Genomic DNA, 22,531 nt, shown 5'->3' with positions numbered 1-22,531 from the left:
CAGGCCCCGGACCGGCCGCGTTGGTGTGGGAGGCGTCAGCCGGCGGTGGGCACGGGGTCACGGTCCGATCCGGCCACCGACTTCGGGTCGGCCGCCTCGCTCTCGTCGGTCTCGTCGGTCTCGTCGAGCTTCGCGCTGGGTGTCGCCGTGTCGGCCGGCGACTGCGGGTCACCTTGCGGCTCATGGACGCGGTCGGTCTCGGAGTCGGCGGTAAACGGGATCTCGCCACGCAGGACGGCCCTGGCCCGGTCCACGTCGAGCTGCCCCTCCCACTTGGCCACCGCCAGGGTGGCGACGCCGTTGCCCACGACGCTGGTCAGGGCACGGGCCTCGGACATGAAGCGGTCGATGCCGAAGATGAGGGCCAGGGCGGCGACGGGCACGTGCGGTACGGCGCTGAGCGTGGCCGCCAGGGCGATGAAGCCGGAGCCGGTGACGCCGGCGGCGCCCTTGGACGTGAGCAGCATGACGGCGAGCATCGACAGTTGCTGGGTGAGGCTGAGGTCGATGCCAAGGGCCTGCGCGAGGAAGACCGAGCCCATGGTCAGGTAGATCGCGGTGCCGTCGAGGTTGAAGGAGTATCCGGCGGGCAGCGTGATCCCCACGACCGGCTTGGAGGCGCCGGCGTACTCCAGTTTGGCCATCATTCGCGGCAGCACCGGCTCGCTGGACGAGGTGCCGAGGACGATCAGCAGCTCCTCCTTGATGTAGCGGAGGAAGGGCAGCAGGCGCAGGCCGTTGAGACGCATGACCGAGCCGAGGACGACCAGGACGAAGAACAGGGCGGTGAGCCAGAAGGAGCCGACCAGCAGAAAGAGGTGGCGCAGGGTGTCCAGACCGTAGTTGCCGATGGTGAAGGCCATGGAGCCGAAGGCGCCGATCGGGGCCAGCCGCATGAGCCAGCGGATGAGCGTGAACAGGACCTTGGACAGGTTCTCGACGCCCCGGGTTATCCCCGCACCCGCCTCGCCGGCGGCGTTCAGGCCGAAGCCGAACAGGACCGAGACCAGAAGCACCGGCAGGATCTCGTGGCCGGTCAGCGCGCTCGCCAGGGTGTCCGGAATGGTGGACAGAATGAAGGCGGCGACACTCTCGTGGCTCTCGGTCGCCGCCGGCGGCAGGCCCTCGGTGGAGAGGGTGGAGGGATCGACGTGCAGTCCGCTGCCGGGCTGGACGACGTTGACGACGACCAGGCCGATCACCATGGCGACGGTGGTCAGGACCTCGAAGTAGATCAGCGCCTTGAGACTGACCCGGCCGACGGCACGCGCGCTGCCCATGGAGGCGATGCCGTGGACGACCGTACAGAAGATGACCGGCGCGATCATCATGCGTACGAGCGCGATGAAGCCGTCCCCCAGGGGCTTCAGCTCGGCTCCGAACGACGGCCACAGCCAGCCGACGGCAGCTCCGGCGAGGACACCGATCAGGCACTGGACGTACAGCAGGGACAGCATTCGGCGGATTCGGCCGGGTGGAGCGGTGACGGTGCCCGGGGTGGCGGCGTCGTTGCGGCTCATGCGGGGCGTCCTTCCAGGACGGGAACGAGGAGTTCGGCTCGGGCGATACGGCGGGCGGCGCGGTGCAGCAGCACCGTGGGAGACGTGCCGTCCGCCGCGGGGACGGCTCGGGCGGTGATGACACCGGCCGGGGTGCCCAGGCGCAGCGTGCCGTCGGCGGTCTGCCGGGCGACGCGGTGGGCGAGGGTGCCGGGGGTGGCGGCAGCGGTGGCCAGCGCGACGGCCGAGGTGAGACCGATCGCCGGGTGCGGGGCGTGCATGGAGACCATGCGGACGGCCAGGTCGTACTCGTCCGGGGCGACCGGGATGCCGTCGGTGGTGCGGTAGGCGGCGGGGCGGGCGACGACGCCGACCTTCGGCACGGCGTGGCTGACGGGATCCTCCTCCTTGACCAGCCCCATGGCCAGGGCGGCCTGCCGGCGCAGCACGGTGAGCGCGGGCAGCGCTGCGGCGAACTCGGTCAGGGACTCGGTGCCCTGGAGGCCGAACGCCTTGGCCTCGAACAGCGCGGCCGGGGCTCCGGCGTCGACCAGAGACACCTCGATCCGGCCGGCCGGGCCGGTCAGGGTGTCCACGGCGCGGCCCGTCGGCAGGGCGCGACCCGTCGTCGAACCCGCCGGGTCCTCGAAGCCGAGCAGGACCGGCACACCGAGCGCGGCGGTGCCCGGCACCGAGGCCGTGCCCTCGTCAGGGGCCGTACGGCCGGGGGTGGGGATGGCGCCGGTCAGTCGGGCTCCGGTGTTGACGTTGCGCATCCGCACCCTGGTGGTCTCCGACGTGATCGGTACTAGGCCGTTGTGTACGGCGTACAGGGCGACGGCGGTGGCGCAGTTGCCGCAGTTGCTGGCCCACTCGACCCGCGCGTCACCGATGCCGACCTGCGCGAAGGCGTACTCGACGTCGACGCCCGGCTCGTCCGAGGCCCGGACGATCGCGGCCTTGGAAGTGGTGGACGAGGCACCGCCGACGCCGTCGATCTGGCGCGGGTCGGCGGCGTTGTAGGCGGCGAGCAGGAGGGTGTCGACGTCCACGCCGGTCGCCACCACGTCCTGGTGGTCGAAGATCCAGCACTTGCTGGTCCCGCCGCGGATCATCTCGCCCTGCAGACGCAACACAACAGACTCCTTACGAAACCCCGCCCGACGGCACTTCCGTGGGGTGCGATCCACAGTGGGGGCGGAGAGCGTGAAGTACAATCTCGGAAATCTGCATGGGCATTAAGCTGTAATTAACGCTGGAGGTAACGTGGTGCTCGACGTCCGGCGCATCCTGCTCTTCACCGAGGTCGCCCGCCGGGGCTCGGTCACCGCGACCGCACGGGCCCTCAACTACACGCCGTCAGCGGTGTCCCAGCAGGTCAGCCGCCTGGAGGCGGAAGCAGGGCAGCCCCTGCTGGAGCGCCATGCGCGAGGGGTCACCGTCACCGACGCGGGCCGCGCCCTGGCCGAACGCGGGGCGCGGATCGAGCGCGAGCTGACGGCCGCGGAGAACGAACTCGCCGACTTCGCGGGCCTGCGCGCGGGCACCCTGCGGGTCGGCACCTTCCCCACCGTCGGCGCCTCCCTCCTCCCCCGGGCCGTGATCGCCTTCCGGGAAGCGCATCCGGACATACGGCTGGCGGTGCGCAGCGCCCGTATCGCGGGCCTGTGGGCGATGCTGGAGAACCGGGAGATCGAGCTGTCCCTGATGTGGGACTACGACTGGAACCGCATCGACCGCCAGGACATCGTCGTCACGCCACTCGCCGACGACCCCCCGACCCTCCTCGTCAGCAACGACCACCCACTCGCCGGCCGCCCCTCGGCCTCCCTCGCCGACTTCGCGAACGACCCCTGGATCACCCGCGCCGAGAACCACCCGGTGGCAGAGGCCCTCGCCCGCAGCTGCCACGCGGCCGGTTTCGAGCCCCAGATCGCCTACGAGGCCCACGACTACCAGGAGGCCCAGGCCATGGTCGCCGCCGGCATCGGCGTCGCCCTCGCCCCCACCCTGGCCCTGGAGGGCATCCGAGGCGGCGTCAGCATCCTGCCGCTACAGCCTCCTGCTCCGGTGCGGCGCATCCTTCTCGTGCGCATGAGCGACCATGTGCTGACTCCGGCCGCCTTGGCCTTCGCGGGGTTTTTGCGCGACAGCGCGGGGGTGGGGGCGGGGGCCTGAGGGGCGGCGTCGTACGTCTGGCGGGGCGACGGCTTCCCCGCCGATGTCTTCGCCGAGATAACCACGGCAGCCAGATCAACGACACCGCCTTCACGGTCGGCTGCAACTCGACTTCCAGGGACGGCCGCCAGAACTACCGTCTCGAAGGATGCGGTTACGCGATTGCCACCAACGGGGTGGAGTCGCGGGGGAACCTGCAGTATGGGGACGGGTCCAAGTGGACCTGCGTCAAGCAACCCGAGGTGCCTCGTGAACCCTGACCGCCGTTCAGCAGAAGGCTCGTTCGGCCATCCGCCGTTGCCACGGACGACGGAACCCGTCCCTGAGACGGCATCTGTCGTCGATCCCCAGGAGGGCCAGCTACTGCAGGGATCTGCGCGAAGTACCGACCCGTCCGAGTTTCCTCGGGGGTACTGGGATCGGTTCATGACCGACTGAACTGCGACCGACCACCGGGGTCAGCCCGTTTGTAGTCCCTCAACGACCTGCGCCGCCATCCTGCGAGCGGGCTCCGCACGGGGATCCTCAGAAGGGTAGGCTGGCGCGCGGCCGCACGAGAGCGTTCTTGGTCACACTTGATTGCCTTCGTGCGGCCGCTCTCATGCCCTGGCTACGGCCCGCGAGCGGAGAGAAAGTCCGGCGAGGGAAGAGACCCCGGGCCCCTAGAATTGCCGTCGTGACCGACAACACTCAGCGCCCCGACAGTGGGCCGAACAGCTCCCCCGAACTGCCGACTCAGTACGCGCCGGCCGAGGTAGAGGGGATGTTGTACGAGCGCTGGGTAGACCGGGGTTACTTCGAGGCCGACGCGAAGAGCGACAAGCCCGCGTACACCATCGTCATCCCGCCGCCGAACGTCACCGGCTCCCTCCACCTGGGCCACGCCTTCGAGCACACGTTGATCGACGCCCTGACCCGCCGCAAGCGCATGCAGGGCTACGAGACGCTGTGGCAGCCCGGCATGGACCACGCCGGAATCGCCACGCAGAACGTGGTCGAGCGCGAGCTCGCCAAGGAGGGCAAGTCCCGCCACGACCTCGGCCGTGAGGCGTTCGTCGACCGTGTCTGGCAGTGGAAGGCCGAGTCCGGCGGTCAGATCGCCGGCCAGATGAAGCGCCTCGGCAACGGTGTCGCCTGGAGCCGCGACCGCTTCACCATGGACGAGGGTCTCTCCAGGGCTGTCCAGACCGTTTTCAAGAAGATGTTCGACGACGGCCTGATCTACCGCGCCGAGCGCATCATCAACTGGTGCCCGCGCTGTCTGACGGCCATCTCGGACATCGAGGTCGACTACCAGGACGACGACGGCGAGCTCGTCTCCATCAAGTACGGCGAGGGCGACGAGACTCTCGTCGTCGCGACGACCCGTGCCGAGACGATGCTCGGCGACACCGCGATCGCGGTCCACCCGGACGACGAGCGGTACGCGCATCTCATCGGCCGGCAGATCAAGCTGCCGCTGACGGACCGCTCCATCCCGGTCGTCGCGGACACCCACGTCGACCCCGAGTTCGGCACCGGCGCGGTCAAGGTGACGCCCGCCCACGACCCGAACGACTTCGCCATCGGCCAGCGGCACGACCTGGAGTCGCTGACCGTCATGGACGAGCGCGGCGTCATCACGGTGCACGGTCCGTTCCAGGGCCTGGACCGTTTCGAGGCCCGCTCCGCGATCGTCGCCGCGTTGCGCGCCGACGGCCGGATCGTCGCCGAGAAGCGCCCGTACGTCCACTCGGTGGGCCACTGCTCGCGCTGCAAGACGACGCTGGAACCGCGTCTGTCCCTGCAGTGGTGGGTCAAGGTCGAGACGCTCGCCAAGGCGGCCGGGGACGCGGTCCGCGACGGACGCGTGAACATCCACCCCGCTGACATGTCCCAGCGGTACTTCGACTGGGTCGACAACCTCAACGACTGGTGTATCTCACGGCAGTTGTGGTGGGGCCACCGCATCCCGGTCTGGCACGGCCCGAACGGCGAGACGGTCTGCGTCGGCCCCGACGATCAGCCGCCGACCGGCGAGGGCTGGACCCAGGACACGGACGTCCTCGACACCTGGTTCTCCTCCGGCCTGTGGCCCTTCTCCACCCTCGGCTGGCCGGAACAGACCCCAGACCTCGAGAAGTTCTATCCGAACTCCGTTCTCGTCACCGGCTACGACCTCATGTTCTTCTGGGTCGCCCGGATGATGATGTTCGGCCTCTACGCCATGGACGGCGAAGTGCCGTTCCGCACCATCGCGTTCCACGGCATGGTCCGCGACGAGTTCGGCAAGAAGATGTCGAAGTCGTTCGGCAACACCGTGAACCCGCTGGACTGGATGGACAAGTACGGCTCGGACGCCGTCCGCTTCACCCTGGCCAAGGGCGCCAACCCCGGTACGGACGTGCCGATCGGCGAGGACTGGGTCCAGGCGTCCCGGAACTTCGCCAACAAGATCTGGAACGCCACGCGCTTCGCGCTCATGAACGGCGCCACGATCGAGGGCGACCTCCCGCCCGTCGAGAAGCTCTCGGCCACGGACCGGTGGATCCTGTCCCGGCTCAACGCGACCGTCGCCGAGGCGGACGCGTACTACGACGACTACCAGTTCGCGAAGCTCGCCGACTCCCTCTACCACTTCGCGTGGGACGAGGTCTTCGACTGGTTCGTCGAGCTGTCGAAGACGACCTTCTTCGAGGGCGGCGAGCAGGCGAAGGTCTCCGGCCGCGTGCTGGGCGAGGTCCTCGACGTCACCCTGCGCCTTCTCCACCCGGTCGTCCCGTTCGTCACCGAGAGCCTCTGGACGACACTGACCGGCGGCGAATCCATCGTGATCGCCGACTGGCCGACGACTGTGTCTGTTCCTGGGGCTGACGCCCCGGGCGGATTCCGCGACCCGGCGGCCGAGGCAGAGATCGAGAACCTCCAGAGGGTGATCACGGAGGTCCGCCGCTTCCGTTCCGACCAGGGTCTGCAGCCGGGCCAGAAGGTCCCGGCCCGCCTGGACCTGTCGGGCACTCAGCTCGCCGCCCATGAAGCCGCCATCCGCCAACTCCTGCGCCTCCAAGCGGAAGGCGACGACTTCAACGCCACTGCGACTCTCCCCGTCGCCGGCGCCACGGTCGCACTCGACCTGTCCGGCACGATCGACGTCGCGGCCGAGCGTAAGCGTCTCGCGAAGGACCTCGCGGCGGCCGAGAAGGAGAAGGCCCAGGCGACGGGCAAGCTCGGAAACGAGGCGTTCCTGGCCAAGGCCCCGGACAACGTGGTCGACAAGATCCGCACCCGCCTCGCCAAGGCGGAGGGGGACATCGTCCGGCTCCAGGGCCAGATCGACGGCCTGCCGTCTGCTTAGCAGCCAGGCCAACGAAGGAGCCCCGGACCGTGCATCCGGGGCTCCTTGCTTAGGTACGCGACGGCTACGGGATTTACATCCGCAGCGGCGAAACGGCTTGCTGCTGGCGGGGCCTGAAAGCCGAGGCAGAAGAAGCCCCACCGCGCCGACAGCCAGGCGACCTGGTGCGGGCATCGGCCACGAACGCGGCGACCGTGTCATGGTCACCGAGCAGAGCGGCGAAGGCTTCCTGGCAATCCTTGATCCAGGGACCGTGCGGCAGATCCCTCGGCGTAGTCCAAGGCTCGTCGGCACGTCAGCGATAGCTGGCGGATCCGGGCGAGCTCCTCAGCAATCGGCGACCACCGCCCGTCGCACGGCCACGCTCACGGCAGGTTCTCCCCTACACGAATGAGTTTCTTGATTGCCACCGCCAGCACACGCTCCGTATCCTTCTGGCAACGCGTTGACGGAGACGAGTAGCCACGGATCACGCGAGCAGAGAGAGCCGCCGGAAGCTGGGAAGGCGGTCTCGCGCTCCGAGGCGAAGACCCTCCTGAGCGCGGGGAGGAACGACCCCGCTTGGTGGTCCAATGCCCCGCCGGCCGGCCCCCGTCACCGGGCCTGAATGAGGCCGCCACTCTGTGGCGGCGAAAGTGCGGTGGTACCGCGAGTTGCCCTTCTCGCCCGCACTCCCAAGGGATCATGACGATGTCCTTCGGAGGACCGCAATGATCCACAGCCGCGTACACGTCTCCGACCTGCGAGAACACGTCGGCCGTACCGTTTCCGTCTGCGGATGGGTGAACACCCTCCGCCTGCAGCGCAAGATGCAGTTCGTCGTCGTGCGGGACAGCACCGGCATGGTGCAGGTGACCCACAAGCGCGACGAAGGGCCATTGGAGGCCCAACTCGAAGCCCTCACCCCCGAGTCCGCCGTCCGTATCACCGGCCGTGTCGTCGACGCCGCCCAGGTCAAACTCGGAGGCTTGGAGATCATCCCCGAGGCGGTTGAAATCCTCAACAGGGCCGCCACGCCGCTGCCGATCGACGACCACACCGGCCTGGAGCAGCGGTTGGACTGGCGCTTCCTGGACGTGCGCCGCCGCCCCGCCACCCAGCTGATGTTCGCCGTGCAGACCACCCTGGAACAGGGCATGCGCGAGTACGCCTACGCGCAGGGCGCCACTGAGATGCACACCCCCAAGCTCATGGGCACCGCCTCGGAGTCCGGCGCGGAAGTTTTCAAGCTCGGCTACTTCGGCCGCAACGCCTATCTGGCGCAGTCGCCGCAGTTCTTCAAGCAGATGGCGATCGCGGCCGGCGTCGACAAGATCTTCGAGATCGGGCCGGTCTTCCGCGCCGAGCCGTCGTTCACCTCCCGCCACGCCACCGAGTTCACCGGCGTCGACGTCGAGCTGGCCTGGATCGACGGCGTCGAGGACGTCATGGCGTTCGAGGAGCAGATGCTCGCCCACGCCATCGCCAAGGTCGCCGACACGCACGGCGAGGCGATCGCCGAACACTTCGGCGTCGAGGTCACCGTCCCCACGACGCCCTTTCCCCGCATCACCATGGCCGAGGCCCACGAGATCCTGCGGAAGGGCGGCTGGGACCCCGCAGGGGTCAAGGAAGACCTGGACCCGGAGGGCGAGCGGAGCATCTCGGCCCACATCAAGGAGGCCACCGGACACGACTTCGTGTTCATCACGCACTACCCGGTCGGCATCCGGCCCTTCTACCACATGCGGCCTGCCGACGACTCAAGTGTGACCTTGAGCTTCGACCTGCTCTGGAAGGGCCTGGAGGTCACCACCGGCGCGCAGCGCGAGCACCGGTACGACGTGCTGCTGAAGCAGGCCGCCGAGAAGGGCATGAGCCCGGAGCCGATGCAGGACTACCTGAACGCGTTCCGGTACGGGTGCCCGCCGCACGGGGGCCTCGGCATGGGCCTCGGCCGGGTGCTGATGGTCATGCTCGGCCTGGACTCGATTCGCGAGGCGACCTTCCTGTTCCGCGGGCCGAACCGGCTTACTCCGTAACCCGGTTGTGGCTGCGTCCCACGACACGGGGCAGGAGCCTCGTGTCGTGGGACGCCGTCTCAGTAGCGGACATTGCGCAGGTCGTGCATCCACGCCTCGGAGGGGTTCTTGTCCCAGTAGGCCCGCAGTGCCAACTCCCGCTCGGAAAAGAGGCCCTGGTGGTTCAGGCCGCCGTGGGAGAGGGTGACGCTCATGGCGAGCTCCGACTCAGTGGTGACCCAATGGGGTGTCAGAGCGTGGCTCCACAGCTGGTCTCCGGGCCGCATGGTGACGGAGTGGCGATCGGCCGCATCGTGCTCGGGCGGCTCCTCGCCGGTCGTCTCGCCGATGACTGCGGCGTAGGCCGACAGATGCCGGTCAGGGTCGAGGTAGCTGTGGAACGTCTTGGCACCGTGGACCTGCCAGACCAGCCCGTGCGAGTTGTCATTGTGGTACGTCGAGGACGCGCCCTCGGTGGACAGGAACAGGATGGGCGCCAGACGCTGCCAGGTGAAGCCCTGGGCGGACAGGTGTGTGCGCCAGGGGACCATTACCTCCTCCTGGAAGCCATTCAGGAGGTCGTCGTAGAAGCGACCGAGATTGAAGTGCACCAGCCGGAACGGCCAGGTCACGATCTCATCGAGCGGGGCGGCACGGAAGGCAACGGTGCGGTCCATACGCACCTGCCAGTCGTCGTCCCCGAGGATGGTGAACCGGACCTCCTCGTCTTTGCGGACGTGATCCAGGACATCGACGGCGGGCAGGAACGTGTAGTCGAAGCGAGCGTCCAGCGGGAAATTCGGCGGCTGCCGCCATCGGTGGGTGAAGTCGTCAGGTGTCGTGATCGTCATAGAGCGGTCCTTGGAGTCGTGTGTGTTGGGCCGCCCTCACGCCTGCGCGGCACACGACGCACTGCGTTCGTCGGACGCGGCGGAGGGGCGGCAGATGGCAGCGCAGTCCGGGGTCACCCGGTCCTGCGCCGGAGCGGTCAGGAACTGTCTGATCTCGGCACGGGGCGAGTGGACACTGACAGACGCCTGGCCGTAGGGACAGCGCCGCATGTGCCCGTCAGCGGACACGTAGGCGGTCGCCGAGCGGCACGACCAGCGCTCGCCCCCTGCGGCGGGCAGCTGAAGATCCCGCAGCTCGCCGAGGTACTCCCGGTACCGGTCGGACAGATTGAAGTAGCGGCCCAGCACGTCGGCGTCGAGATGTTGCTGGACCAGATAGTCGTGCACCGACTTGCCGTCGCGGCGCAGGGCGCGCTCGTCGAGGACGACCGGGCTGAACTGGACCTCCGCTCCTGCGTCATATACGAGGCCGGCCAGCTCCTGGCACTCGCTGTCGCTCAGGCCCCAGCAGGTGACGTGCAGGATCTTCGTCTCGGTGCTGATCGCGCGCAGCGTGTCGATGGCCGAAGCCGCTGTGCGGGTAGTGCGTCCCAGCAGCATCGCTCCTTGTGAGTCGGCGGAGACGGTCACGTTGGCCAGCAGATGCGCCACCGTGGAGAGGGCGACGACCTCGGCCACGGCACGGGCTGAGGTCACCATCGACACCGACATACCGAACTGGCGGGCCAGCCGTACGAGTTGCCTGAGCTGCGGGTGGTGGGTCGGTTCGCCGCCGGTCAGGCATACCCCGTCCACGCCCGTCTCCTTCAGCCGCGACAGGGTGCGGGTGTAGGTCGCGGTGTCGAGGAAGCCGTGAGCGCGGTCGGCACGGAAACAGAAGCCGCAGGCCACCTTGCAGTGCCCTGCCGTGGAGATCAGGGCCGTGCGAACGTGGGCGCTCATTGCACCCCCGTGTTGTCCCACAGAGCGATCTCCACGGTGCTCGTGTAGAACGCGCACATCTCGGGGTCCGGGGTATCGCCGCCGATGAGGGCCTGCTCGTTGCGGGACGGGCCGCCACAGATCGCGAGTGCCGGGCAGTTCCCGCACTCGGGGATGGGAGCGACCCTCTTCGCCACGCCGGTCAGGCTGTCCGGACCGGCTCGCACCTCATCGAGGGTGCGCAGGAACGACGGCTCGGTGAAGTTGATGTCGCACAGGCTGACCCGGCTGCCGGGCAGCAGGGCGGCGTTCAGGCTGCGGTCGCCCTGCATGTGGTCGAACAGCATCGGCCGGCGGGTGTCCAGGGCCTGGAAGGCGCGGTCCAGAACGGAGAACAGCATCCCGCCCCGTGCCAGAGCGCTCAGCCGGGCCTCGTACAACTCGCGCGCCAGGTCGGCACCGTTGACCTGCCAGCGGCCCGCGGTAGGGATGGGCGTGTTGACGTAGATGAACTTCAGCCCCAGGTCATCGATGATCCACCGGACGGTCTCGGCGAGGCGTCCGATGTTCGCGGCCGTCGGGGTGAGGTTGCAGCCCACATGCAGCCCATCGGCCTCGATGAACCGGGCGACGTTACGACGAATCCGGTCGTCCGCGGGCTGGCCGCCGAGCAGAAGGCGGTGCGCGGAGTTGATGCCCGGAGGGCCATCAATGGAGATGCCGACTCCGTACTCGTACGCGACGAAGTGGTCGAGGGCATCGTCGGTCAGGCGGGCACCGTTGGTGACGACTGTGCGCCGCACCCTCGCCACGTCGTAGCGGTCGGCGAGAGTGTCGGCGAGCTGGTCGCCGTACTGCATGAGGTCGAAGCGGATGGTCGGCTCGCCGCCGAACCACTGGATGGACACCTCTTCCTGCCCGGCATTCTGCTCGAACAGGAACTCCAGGCCCGCCGAGAGCTCTTCCTTCGTCATGTCCGGCTTGCCGGTGTTCGTATCGACGAAGCAGTAGGTACACGCCATGTTGCAGCGGTCGGTGAGCACCACGCGCAGACCGCTGATGCGAGAGGGGCTGGCGTCCAGGCCGAGGAATCGAAGTCGGTCACGGAGCGCTTCGCGCCGGTCGGCCACGGGGCCGCCGGGGGTGAAGCCGAGCCCGGCAAGGGCTTCATGAGTCGCGGTCGGGGGGACCCCGGCGAGGTCGTGGACCTCACCGGAGTCGATGAACACACTGTCCAGCGCAACCGGATCGAGGAGAACCGCTTCCCCGTCCCGCTCGTACTGAAAGTACTTCCCCCACAGGATCCGGGGGACGGCCATGGTGGTCAGGCCGCCGTTTCCTCTTCGACGATCCCGAGTTCACCCATGACCTCACGGACCTTCTCCTCGGCCGCGGCCTGGAGCTTCGCGGAAGTGGCCGGGGAACCACCGTCGGCGAGGACGATCACACCGGGCAGCGTCGGGTTCGGCGCGATGACCGTGATGCCCGCCGGGTCGGTACCGATGACCATGATCGCGTTCTTGAGCTCGACCCAGTCGTTGCGCTCCTTGAGCGCCTCGATGATGCGGCCCTGCTTCTCCTGGAAGGAGGCTCGCTCCCCCATCCACACGCCTGCCTTGGACTTGGAGTCCACGACGTCCGCGTAGATCAGGTGGTCCTTCTTCTCTCGCCTGGCTTGAGGCATGGCTGATCCTTCCTGTGCGCTGGATGTACTCGAACAACCCCCGGAGACCGGCGGGTACCGCCCCCCGCTCGGGGAGTGCGGGCGGGGCGGCGCTTGGCAGCACTGCGACAACCGGGCACGGGGTTGTGCAGGCCCCCGGGTCTTCAGCCCCGCCGCTCTGCGGCGCAGAGCACCGTGGTGAGACGTGGCTTCGCAGTGACGTGGTGACATCATGCTGACCCGTGAGGTCCTATTCGAGGACTCTGACAGGCCATCAAGAGGACTTGTACGGGACCTTGTTGCTCTCGGGTGGGTGTGTTTGCGCCACCATGAGGACATCGCATGTCGCTCTCTGACGAGAGCTCGCCCCGGAGGAGATCCATGGCGCGTCCCGCAGGCAACATCAGACTCAAAGCGGCCCGTCTGGCTGCCGGATACAACTCCCAGCAAGCCTTGGCCGACGCCATCACCAAGGTGGCGCCAAGCCTCGGCATCAGGGGTCTGGCTGTCGGCGTCCGGCAGATCCGGCGCTGGGAATCCGCTTCACCGCCCTGGCCGCAGCCCGATGTGCACCAGGTCCTGACCCACCTCTTGGGGCAGAGCATGGAAGACCTCGGATTCACACCTCCGTGGGGAAGCACACGGACCCAGCCCAGCACCGCGACCGGCAGCGCCCCCCGAGCACCCCTCGCCGGAGCCAGGCTGGCTTCCGTCCCCGCTCAAGGCGGAGCCACAACACAGCCAGCGACTGTCGGTAGCGATTTCGAGGCTGTCACCCGCGCGCACCGGCACCTGTACTGGTCCGTCGCCCCTGCCGTGCTACATCCGGCGATCCTGGAGCATGCCCGTCTGGGTTGCGCTCTCCTCCCAGAGACGGCGAACCCAGCCCGTCAGACCGTCGCGGCCGCACTGGCCGAGTCCTACCTGCTGGCCGGCCGTATCGAGTTCTTCGACCTGCAACAGCCAGGACAGGCTTCAGAGACCCTCCTGCGAGCTCTACAGGCGGCAGGCGAAGCAGACGACCCGCTACTCGGAGCGGCCATCCTCGCGCACATGGCCTTCATCCCGGGCTGGGCAGACGACCGGGAAGCCGCAGCCGAGCGCATGCTGGCCGCCCGTACCTACGCTCGCCGCGGGCAGGCGTCGGCGGAGTTCTGGGCGTGGCTGGATGCCGTAGAAGCGGAATGCGAGACCCGCTGCGGAGATCCTCACGCAGCCCTCCGCTTGGTCCGCCGCGCCGAGGACACACTCTCCGCCGGCTCCGAACATGCCACTCCCGACTGGGTGGACTGGTTCAGCCCCGTCCGCCTGTCCGCGTTCAAAGGCAACACGCAGTTGAAGGCCGGCCACCTGCCGCAGGCTCGCCAGACGCTCCACGACGTACTCGACGGTCTGCCACCCGAGTCGGACAAACAGCGCACCGTCGTCCTTGGCGACCTCGCTGCGGTCGAAGCCGCGGACGGCAAGCCGGAGGAGGCATGCAGATACGCCATCATGGCCCTCGACCAGTTGGCTATCACCTGGTACGCCACCGGTATGGATCGCATCCGCGAGGTCCGGCGCACGCTCGCTCCCTGGCAGAACGAGCAGTACGTCCGGAACCTCGACGACCGTCTCTACGACTGGGGCACGACGGTCAGCGCCCTTCAGCGTTGAACTTAGCGATCTTTTCCGGCAGTTCTGCCAGCGAATCGATGCGCATCGTCGTGATCGCGTCCGCGTCCGGATCGCGCTGCTGGATCGTGCCCCAGGGGCCGCGCCGGACGAGGGCGGTCAGGAGCCCCGCCTGCACAGCAGGGCGGATGTCGTTGTCGAGCCGGTCACCGACGTAAAGGATCTCGCCAGGCTCGGCAGGCGTCGACTCGATGACGTGCTCGAAGAATCTGACATCCGGCTTTGACGCCCCCCAGTCGTCACTGGTGGCGATCATGTCGGAAGGAAGGTCCAGCCCTCGCAGCAGACCGCCGGCCCGTACGGTCTGGTTCCCGGCAATGCCAACCCACAGCCCTGCTTCACGAAGGGCAGACAGGGTGGGCCGGACGTCCGGGTAGAGGTCATCCTCGCCAAACCACTCCGGCTTTCCGGCAGCCGCGCGCTTCTCCCGCTCCTCAGTCAGGTCGAACCCGGGCCGGAACTCCTGGAACGTCTCGCGGTAGTCGCGCCCCTGCGCGATGACCGCCCCGAACATCGCCGCGAAGGTGTGCCGTGGCACGCCCAGCCAGTCCGCCCACGTCCCGTACTCCCGGGTCTCGTCAACAAGACACTCGCCCACGTCGAATACCACCGCACGAATCATGCTCCGCAGGTTAGGGCCCGTGTGTTGTCGTGTTCAATCGGCTGCTCGCAAGAGGTCCTCGAGCCAGATCATCGCGGCACGGAGTTCGGGACCGCGGCGTCGGAGGGGGACGGGGCGTTGTTGCCGCAGTATGCGACGACTTTGGCGGCGCGGGGGCGGGTGGCTTGGCCTCCGCAGCGGGGTCTGGGTGTTGGTGCGGGTCGGGAGGGTTCATGCGGAGTGTCACGGCAACGTCGCGGGCTGACGAACTCGGAAGGCATGCTCTTGCCGCCGCGAAGTCGTCAGTAGGATCCAAGGGCCGCTGATCCGATTCCATGCGATCGACCCGAGCTGGCAGGATGAAATCGTCATCGACCGAGACAACGTCCGTTTTGAGGCTCGACAGCAGGGGACAGCGTGAGGCCCTCTTCTCCCGGCGTCTCCGCGCGCATGTCCCGACAAGCCAGCAAGGACACGAGCGCCGAACTGGCCGTGCGGCGCCTGCTGTACGCGGCGGGCCTGCGCTATCGCGTGGAGTACCCGGTGCCGGGCATGCCTCGACGCCGGATCGACGTGGCGTTCACCCGGGCGAAGGTGGCCGTCCTGATCGACGGGTGCTTCTGGCACGGGTGTCCGAAACATGCGACGCAGCCGAAGGCCAACGCTGAATGGTGGCGCAACAAGCTGGACCGGAACATGGCCCGCGATCGGGAGACGACGGAGCATCTGACCGCGGAGGGGTGGATGGTGTTGCGGTTCTGGGAGCATGAAGCACCTGAGGAAGTGGCCGTGCGAGTGGCTTCAACTGTGCAGCGACGTCTTGCAGAAGGAACGAAGGGGCGTGAAGCGTGGGGGGACTGACCTTCGTGGATGTGTGTTCCGGAGCGGGTGGCCTGGCCCTCGGCCTGGAGCGGGCGGGATTCGAACCGCGCCTGCTGCTGGACGACGACGAGGTAGCCGTCAGGACCCTGAAGACCAACCGGCCACAGTGGAACGTGCTGTGCGCCGATCTGTTGGACTTCGACCCGTCCGAGCACCCCGTGAGCTACGACGTGGATCTACTCGCGGCGGGTCTGCCACGGGTGAAGTCGAATGCGACCGTCGGACGGACGGATTCGGGGATGGAGGAGCGGCTGTTGGAGGCCACCGTCTATCTCGTCCATGCGATCAAGCCTCGGGCGGTGCTCATCGAGAACGTCCCTGGGCTCGCCGACTCGGACAAGCACCGGCAGTTCCGTGATTTCGCCCGGGCCGAACTGGCGCACCTGGGTTACGAGTTCAGCTGGTTCGTCACCAACGCCGTCGACTTCGGCGTACCGCAGAACCGTAAGCAGGGCGTCCTTGTGGCGGTCGAACAGCCGCGAGCCGACGCGTTCCGACCGCCGGCACCCACCGTGCTCGAGCCGACAACGGTCGGTGCCGCTCTGGGGTCGTCCATGGCCTCACGGGGATGGCAGGAGGCTGCCCTCTGGGCCGCCCAAGCCGATCAACCGGCTCCGACACTGGTCGGTGGCTCGAAGAACCGAGGGGGCGCCGATCTGGGACCGACCGGAGCCAAACGGAAGTGGGCGACAATGGGCGTCAACGCGCACACGGTGGGCGACCTGGTCCCCGGTCCGGACTTCATATGGGATCCCAAGCTCGGCAGGGACAACATGGTGAAGATCACGGCTGAGCAGGCCGCGCTGTTGCAGGGTTTCCCCGAATCGTGGCAGATCGCGGGGCTCAAGACCGCCCGATATCGCCAAATCGGGCACGCGACACCGCCGCCCGTGGGAGAAGCTCTGGGGCGAGCCGTCGCCGAAGCGTTGAACCGGGATCCAGCAACCTCCGCGGCCGGCTAGAATTCCGCCACATGACCAGCGCGGCGCCACACCAGTCCATCCTCGACAATCCCTTTGTCCTGGATCTCTTCGCGGGGCCCGGAGGGCTGGACGTCGCGGGGCACGCTCTCGACATCCCGAGTCTCGGCATCGAGTGGGACAAGAGCGCCTGTCTGACGCGATACGCGGCTGGGCTGGACACCCTTCACGCCGATGTGAGCGCGGTACGTAGAGATGCCTTCGAGTCGCTGCCACCGGAGATCAACGTGCTGGCCGGCGGACCTCCTTGCCAAACCTACTCGGTGGCTGGGCACGGCGCTGGGCGCAAAAACTTGAACAAGGTCAAGGAGTACATCGCGCGACTGGCGGCGGGCGAATCCGACGAGACGATCGACGAGGATCTGAAGACTCTCAGCGATCCGCGCACCGCGCTGGTCCTCGAGCCCCTCCGATACGCCATTCAGGCAACCAGGAGCCCGAACCGGGAGAAGCGCCCGTACGACGTCATCGTCCTGGAACAGGTCCCCGCGGTCGAAGAACTCTGGCACCACTACGCCAAGGTGCTACAGGGGGCGGGCCTTCCGGACGGCACCAAGTACAAGGTCGTTGTCGGCCTCCTCGACACCGAGACCTACGGCGTGCCTCAGAAGCGATCCCGCGCGGTATTGATCGCTCGTCGTGAAGGGCTCGATGCGCCTTCACTTCCCGTGCGGACCCACCGTTCCTACAACGCGAAGGAATGGAACCGTAGGAACGAGGACGACCAAGCCGCAACAGGCCAGGCTCATCAGCCGACCCTCGACGAGGGCACGGCACCAGGAACCGAAGAACACGGGGAAACCGGTGACAAGGGCCTGCGACCCTGGAGGTCGATGGGTGACGTGCTTGCCGACCCGGTGGGTACACATCCGGGACGCGCCACTCCTTTCCTGGTCCGCTCGAACTACGGCAGCTCCGGAATCCCAGGGAGGCGCGGGGTGCGGAGCGATCGACAGCCCGCATTCACCGTCACCGGCCGCATCTCCCGCTTCGTGGTCTTCCAACACCTCGACGCGAACATCGTCTACGAGGGCGCGCGGTTCAGCATGAACGAGGCGGGGATGCTGCAGAGCTTCCCGCCGGACTATCCGTGGTCCGGTAAGGCACAGTCCCAGCAGGTGGGCAACGCCGTGCCGCCTCTGTTCGGGGCACACCTGCTGAGCACCGCACTCGGGCTCCCCCAGCTGGATCCGGATGCGTTGAGGGAGCCGTGGCAGCCAGCCACGGAGGAACAGCGGGCGAAGCTGCGAAGTCAAGGCTGTGGGGCCGCTGATGCCTGCACGGACATGTGCCCACGACCCGAGGATCAGGCGCCGCCACCCTCCGCCGCGCGCCCAAGCAAGAGCAACAAGAACAACTCGAAGACATCGGAGTAGTACGGGGAGCACGTCCGCGAAGATCCTTCGCGGACGTGCTCCCCGTCTGTTCAATCTGCGTTCTTCCGTCCCCTGACCGGCGCGGTGTCGAACATTTCCGCGAAGTACTCGGTGAGCGCGGCCACGGATTCCTCAGGAACCGGCTCCTCGTCGGGCCCCTCCGGGAGTTCGCGCCGACTCACCGGCGCCGCCGATCCAGCCTCCTCGATCCACCTTCGCAGACCGGCCGAATTCCGAGGCGCGTCCGGCGCGAGAACGTCGTAGACAAGGGTTGCACCAGCCGCATTGATCGCGACGCTGAGGCCATCGATCTCTCGCCCGGTGGTGACCAACCCCCTCTTCAGCAAGCCGACCAAAGCCTGAGCGGTGGGGCGGTGGTCGATCAGCTCCTTCCTCAGAACGCTGTGAATGAGGTCCTGGTTTCCGCAGGCTGTCGTGACCGGCTCGTAGTCCGCCCCGTTCCTGAACAGCTCAGCTGCCCACCACAGGCGCGAGAAACACTGCCGGTCCGCAGGACCCCGGAAGCGCTCCGCGGCTACACGCCTTCCCGGCTTGCTCGCCGTCGGCTCCGAAAGGTGGCGCCAGACCACGTAGTCGGGAGCCACCGCCAGAGCGATGTGGTTCCACAAACGCTTGTCCGCAGCCTCTCGCCGCGTCAGGCGCAGCGTGGCATGGAGCCGTGGCGCGAGCCACGCGTCGGCTCGGGTACGGTCTGCCCGGAACTCGAACATGGCGTCCTCCACCAGGCTCCGGATCGGCTCGACCGACCACCTGGCGTCGTCCTCGGGCAGCGAGTCGACCACCTTGGCGAGATCTATGCCGCCATGCACATGCTCACCCTTGAGCAGTTCCTCGGTGAGGAACGGGTCGACAGCCGAGGTGTCGAGCAGCGCCAGGCGCTCCGGTACGTGGTTCGGTGGGGTGATCACGTCTCACTCTCTCGGTTCATCTGTTCCACGCTGCGGATGGCGTAGGCGAGCGCCTTGGTGGCATCCGCACGACGGACCGCCGCGTAGTGGATGCGGGTCTGCAGTTCCACCCAGCCCGAGTCTCCGGTACGGCGGCGATGGACCTGTCGTAGGGCCTCCTCGACCTGTACGCCGGGAATCACGTCCGGGAGCATCTCCCGCAACACCTCGCCCTGCCAGTCGGTCGGGAAGACCGGACTGCCGCCGGGTCCCACCTCCAGGTCACCGATTGCGCCATGGAACACCGCGGTCCAGACGTCGGTGGCCATCTGGGCGACCAGGAGGTCACGCACCTTGCTGTCCACGCCGGAGCCGCGGCTGTCCAACAACCCGATGACCCCCTCGACATCCGTGTTCACGAACACGGTAGGCACTCTCGCTGAGGCGTCCACGATCCAGGGCGCGTCCGCATAGGCATGCAACCGCACCCGGGAACTCTTCCTGAACGAGGCTTTCTGGACGTCCAGTTGGAGCCCACGGACAGGATCGTCGGAGACCGTGTCGACGATCCAGCTCCGATCGGTCTCCGCGATCGACCGTCCGTGTATTCCGTCCACCGTCCCGACGGCGTAGACGGCGAGGGAGGCCCGACCCAAGTGATCGTCACGGAGCACCTCCAGGGAGCCTGACCAGTCATGGCCGTCCTCCGCGTCACGTGTGAGGGCCACAGAGGTGCGGACATTGGTCTCGCCGTCTGTCAGAACGGCGAGGACGCGCAGGTCGGACCAGGCCGCGTCCGGCGCGTTCGCCCCGGGCGGCAGCGTCACCGAGAGGCCGATCGTGGCGCTCACCCAGTCGCTGCGACCCGCGATGCCGAGTGCGACCGCCTGCTGTTGGGTCGAGTACGCGGTGGTCTCCAGTTGGTCGCGCGTACCGTCCGAGAGTCTGAGGGAAACGGAGGTCGCTCTGAGAGTGACCGGCCGGTTGAGCCGCTTGTACGGGTAGATCTTCACGCGTCACTCCCCCTTGCCGGCGCGGAGTTCGAGCACGAGGCGGGTGAGCGTGGTCCTGACCGGGTGGCTGGTGACATCGGTGGATCCTCGGAACGTCGCGCGACGAGTGCCGGGCGGGAAACGCAGGATCCCGTCTTCCACCTCGCAGCCCTCGACAGCCACCAGCTCCGCCCAGTCCAGCTTCGGGCGGCCACCCGAGCGCACGTCGAGCTGGGCGACCGGCACCATCGGGACGATCTCGTCACCGCGCGGGATGCTCACCTCCCCGGTGATCCGCCACTCCCCGTCATCGCCGACCGTCGCGTCGAGCACGTCCAGGACCGGAACCACCGGCCCGGAAGGCGCCTTGGCCTTGGGCCTCGTCTTCACGGTCAACGCCTTGCGCAGAGCCTCACCGCCTTCACGGCTGCCGCGCTTCGGCCGCGCGACGAGTTCTCTCACCGCACTGTTGACCTCTGTGGTCAACATGTTGATCCGCCGGTACGCGGAAGGCGACCAGCGCAGGCTCAGCTCCTCGGTCTGCCCCCAGCGGTCGTGCTCGGGTGGTTCCGCCGCACGCAGGAATTCCTCGGCGTCCTTCGCGAAGGGGGCCGATTCCCCGGCGGCCTCGCCCACCAGGAGAACCGCCTGGAACGGATTCGTGCCGAGCGGCAGGTTCGGGACTCCGGCCGTCTTGACGGTCATGCGGTTGCCTCGTAGCGAATGCACCTGATTCTTCGCTCCGTCCTCACCCTCGGCGTCAGTGGTCAGGTCAGTGACCAACAGGACCGCTTGGTGTGTCCCGAGGGTCCCCCGGGCTCCTCCGGACAGAGGCAACTTCAGCGGAACACTTCGCGCTGCCACCTGGCCGGCCTCAAGGAGCCGATCCACGGTGATGCCTTCGTAGTGCGCCTTCAAGGCACGGGTCCGGGCGGGCTGCTCGGCGGACGGGTCGACCTGCTTCTCCGGCACGACCACTTTGCCGTTGCGAAGGGCACGGACGGAGACTTCCAGGAGGGGGAGCCTGTTGCCCCCACCAGTCATCGCGGCCCAGAAGTCGCGTCCCAGCGCCTCGACCAGACGCTGGTGCATTCTGCGAATGTCGCGAGTGTCCCTGGCTCCCTCCTCGTCCATGGTCTCGTCGTCGACATCGGCCCCGCCTTCCTCCAGGCTGGCCACGTCGTGCGCGCCGACGATGAGGAAGGAGGTACCGGGTTCGTCGCCCTCCCTGGCGAGATGCAGACGCGCGACGGTCTCCTCGTCCGCCCACCAGGAACGGGCGACCCTCGCGCCGGGAGAGTCGGGATCGGGACGCCCGAACCAGGCGGGGCCCGCGTACGGCTCGCCATCGACCTCGCGCCAGGGCAGTTCGAGACGTCCGATGACCCGTCGCTCCGTACGCCCCTCGTGGGGCACGGACAGAGTGGAGTTGATGAGCACGAGCCCCAGGGCGCTCGTGGCCCACAGGGTCGCCTTGCCCAGGCCGTACGAACCACCCGCGCCGTGACCCGACTTGAGGCTCTCCAGTTGCCGCCTGACCACGGCGGCGAACTTGCCGTCCGCGTAGTCGTCACCAATGAGCCCTGACGCGTTGTAGTCGTCGACTCTCAACAGGACCAGGCGGCCCTTCTCGTACATGTCGCGCACTCCGGCGTCCACGACCCGGCCGACCTTCTGGCTTCCCGCGCTCTCCGAGACGGCGGAGTAGTGGGGGAAGAGGTCGTTCCAGAGGATCGCCTCGCGGAAGGCGTCGAGCGCCTCTCCGGTCAGCTCGTGCAGGGTGTAGCGGACCCTGACAGGTCGGCCGCTTTCGATGCGGCGTTCGTCGAGGCTGTTCTGGCAGGTCTCTCGGGCGAGCACCTGGACGTCGGCGTCGAACGCGAAGGCCCCAGCGTTGCCCAGGTCACGGCCCCCGTCGGGATAGCCGGGACGGTGGTACCAGGTGGTCGGCAGACCGGCCTGGGTGTCGGTGGTACGGGTGTGCACCGTGCCGACGTCCGTGCCGAGCGCCCTGGCGATCTCCGTCATGACGGTCGGGCGGGGGGTCGACCTGCCGGTGATCCACGCGGAGATGGCGGCCCGAGTCAGCTTGAGCTCCTGGGCAAGTTCGGCCTGCGTCTTCCCCGAGAGCTTGAGTTGACGGGCCAACCAGGGCCCGAACTCCTCACCTGCGTCCAACGCGCTACCTGCTCTTCCCCTCGGAGTCGCCTGCGGCTCGCAGGCGACTGACCAGGAGGTTAATTTGACGCGGGGAGCACTGTCAACCAACAGTTGATCGGGCCCAGATGCCAGGATCACTTAAGACCAGTGGATTGAATTGCCCGTTTTTGTGTCCTTTTGGACCGAATCCCACATTCGGAGCGCTCGATTCCCCACCAGCGAGGGGCAGTTGGGGTTGACACCCGATCGGCATCCAATATGATTAGTGACGGTGAATGTTTCACCCTGCTCACGAACTCGAACGCAAGTCGAGAGAACCGGGCAGCCTGTCAGAATTCTGTCCAAAATCAGCACCGAGGGGCAGAATTCACTGGATTGGACCAGATCCACACAAGCGCCCCCTCAGCCAAACCTAACAACTAGTCAGACCGCCTTTCGGCCTGCTAGGATTTTCGGTAAAACGTTTACCCGAGATACTTGGACTCATTTCCCACGAGGGGTCAATATGCCTT

Annotated in this window: 17 protein-coding genes; 7 read left to right on the top strand and 10 right to left on the bottom strand. The window is 67.6% G+C overall.

Features of this window, described 5'->3' with window-relative positions:
* Positions 1 to 35: 35 nt before the first annotated feature.
* Together dctA and ADL01_RS27695 are read right to left on the bottom strand one after the other, a co-directional pair.
* Positions 36 to 1,520, bottom strand: coding sequence for a C4-dicarboxylate transporter DctA (gene dctA / locus ADL01_RS27700; protein WP_053744733.1), 1,485 nt, complete (start codon positions 1,518 to 1,520; stop codon positions 36 to 38).
* Positions 1,517 to 2,635, bottom strand: coding sequence for a PrpF domain-containing protein (locus tag ADL01_RS27695; protein WP_053744732.1), 1,119 nt, complete (start codon positions 2,633 to 2,635; stop codon positions 1,517 to 1,519). Before ADL01_RS27695 ends, dctA begins: the two co-directional genes overlap by 4 nt.
* Positions 2,636 to 2,768: 133 nt before the next feature.
* On the opposite strand from ADL01_RS27695, the gene ADL01_RS27690 reads away from it, so the two are divergent.
* From ADL01_RS27690 to aspS, 3 genes are all read left to right on the top strand, one after another.
* The gene (locus ADL01_RS27690) at positions 2,769 to 3,677 is read left to right on the top strand and encodes a LysR family transcriptional regulator (protein WP_053744741.1); all 909 of its coding nucleotides are present in this window, start codon (positions 2,769 to 2,771) and stop codon (positions 3,675 to 3,677) included.
* A 676-nt stretch (positions 3,678 to 4,353) separates the two neighbouring features.
* Positions 4,354 to 7,011, top strand: coding sequence for a valine--tRNA ligase (locus ADL01_RS27685; protein WP_053744731.1), 2,658 nt, complete (start codon positions 4,354 to 4,356; stop codon positions 7,009 to 7,011).
* 710 nt (positions 7,012 to 7,721) lie between these two features.
* Entirely contained in the window at positions 7,722 to 9,032 is a 1,311-nt protein-coding gene (aspS, locus tag ADL01_RS27680) for an aspartate--tRNA(Asn) ligase (RefSeq protein WP_053744730.1), read from the top strand.
* Between the two features lie 59 nt (positions 9,033 to 9,091).
* Here aspS and ADL01_RS27675 read toward each other — a convergent pair whose 3' ends face one another.
* The 4 genes from ADL01_RS27675 to ADL01_RS27660 are packed head-to-tail and all read right to left on the bottom strand — an operon-like array spanning position 9,092 to position 12,467.
* Positions 9,092 to 9,862 (bottom strand): hypothetical protein, encoded by a 771-nt coding sequence (locus ADL01_RS27675; protein WP_053744729.1) that lies wholly within the window; start codon positions 9,860 to 9,862, stop codon positions 9,092 to 9,094.
* A 36-nt stretch (positions 9,863 to 9,898) separates the two neighbouring features.
* Positions 9,899 to 10,804, bottom strand: coding sequence for a radical SAM protein (locus ADL01_RS27670; protein WP_053744728.1), 906 nt, complete (start codon positions 10,802 to 10,804; stop codon positions 9,899 to 9,901).
* The gene (locus ADL01_RS27665; protein WP_053744727.1) at positions 10,801 to 12,102 is read right to left on the bottom strand and encodes a radical SAM protein; all 1,302 of its coding nucleotides are present in this window, start codon (positions 12,100 to 12,102) and stop codon (positions 10,801 to 10,803) included. Before ADL01_RS27665 ends, ADL01_RS27670 begins: the two co-directional genes overlap by 4 nt.
* Before the next feature lie 5 nt (positions 12,103 to 12,107).
* Positions 12,108 to 12,467 carry a hypothetical protein gene (locus tag ADL01_RS27660; RefSeq protein ID WP_053744726.1) on the bottom strand — a complete coding sequence of 120 codons (360 nt, stop codon included), beginning with the start codon at positions 12,465 to 12,467 and terminating at the stop codon, positions 12,108 to 12,110.
* A 360-nt stretch (positions 12,468 to 12,827) separates the two neighbouring features.
* On the opposite strand from ADL01_RS27660, the gene ADL01_RS27655 reads away from it, so the two are divergent.
* A complete protein-coding gene (locus ADL01_RS27655) occupies positions 12,828 to 14,102 on the top strand; it encodes a hypothetical protein (protein WP_053744725.1) in 1,275 nt (424 codons plus the stop codon).
* On the opposite strand, the gene ADL01_RS27650 is transcribed toward ADL01_RS27655, so the two are convergent.
* On the bottom strand, positions 14,083 to 14,742 hold the full coding sequence (locus ADL01_RS27650) for an HAD family hydrolase (protein ID WP_053744724.1): 660 nt from the start codon (positions 14,740 to 14,742) through the stop codon (positions 14,083 to 14,085). The genes ADL01_RS27655 and ADL01_RS27650 overlap by 20 nt on opposite strands.
* 429 nt (positions 14,743 to 15,171) lie before the next feature.
* Between ADL01_RS27650 and ADL01_RS27645 the strand changes: the two genes are divergently transcribed.
* Genes ADL01_RS27645 through ADL01_RS27635 form a run of 3 tightly spaced genes read left to right on the top strand, consistent with a single transcriptional unit; the run spans position 15,172 to position 17,959 of the window.
* On the top strand, positions 15,172 to 15,582 hold the full coding sequence (locus ADL01_RS27645) for a very short patch repair endonuclease (RefSeq protein WP_053744723.1): 411 nt from the start codon (positions 15,172 to 15,174) through the stop codon (positions 15,580 to 15,582).
* A complete protein-coding gene (locus ADL01_RS27640; protein ID WP_053744722.1) occupies positions 15,570 to 16,565 on the top strand; it encodes a DNA cytosine methyltransferase in 996 nt (331 codons plus the stop codon). The genes ADL01_RS27645 and ADL01_RS27640 overlap by 13 nt, the downstream gene beginning before the upstream one ends.
* Before the next feature lie 11 nt (positions 16,566 to 16,576).
* Positions 16,577 to 17,959 carry a DNA cytosine methyltransferase gene (locus ADL01_RS27635; RefSeq protein ID WP_053744721.1) on the top strand — a complete coding sequence of 461 codons (1,383 nt, stop codon included), beginning with the start codon at positions 16,577 to 16,579 and terminating at the stop codon, positions 17,957 to 17,959.
* Between the two features lie 50 nt (positions 17,960 to 18,009).
* On the opposite strand, the gene ADL01_RS27630 is transcribed toward ADL01_RS27635, so the two are convergent.
* The 3 genes from ADL01_RS27630 to ADL01_RS27620 are packed head-to-tail and all read right to left on the bottom strand — an operon-like array spanning position 18,010 to position 22,037.
* Positions 18,010 to 18,888: a DUF6339 family protein gene (locus ADL01_RS27630; protein ID WP_053744720.1), complete on the bottom strand. Its 879-nt coding sequence runs from the start codon at positions 18,886 to 18,888 to the stop codon at positions 18,010 to 18,012.
* Entirely contained in the window at positions 18,885 to 19,880 is a 996-nt protein-coding gene (locus tag ADL01_RS27625) for a hypothetical protein (protein WP_053744719.1), read from the bottom strand. Before ADL01_RS27625 ends, ADL01_RS27630 begins: the two co-directional genes overlap by 4 nt.
* Positions 19,881 to 19,883: 3 nt before the next feature.
* The gene (locus ADL01_RS27620) at positions 19,884 to 22,037 is read right to left on the bottom strand and encodes a helix-turn-helix transcriptional regulator (RefSeq protein WP_053744718.1); all 2,154 of its coding nucleotides are present in this window, start codon (positions 22,035 to 22,037) and stop codon (positions 19,884 to 19,886) included.
* Positions 22,038 to 22,531: the final 494 nt, after the last annotated feature.

The sequence above is a fragment of the Streptomyces sp. NRRL WC-3618 genome, assembly GCF_001280005.1.
Lineage (GTDB): Bacteria > Actinomycetota > Actinomycetes > Streptomycetales > Streptomycetaceae > Streptomyces.
Note: the sequence above shows the minus strand (reverse complement) of the source record. Positions and strands in the feature narration are given on the sequence as shown.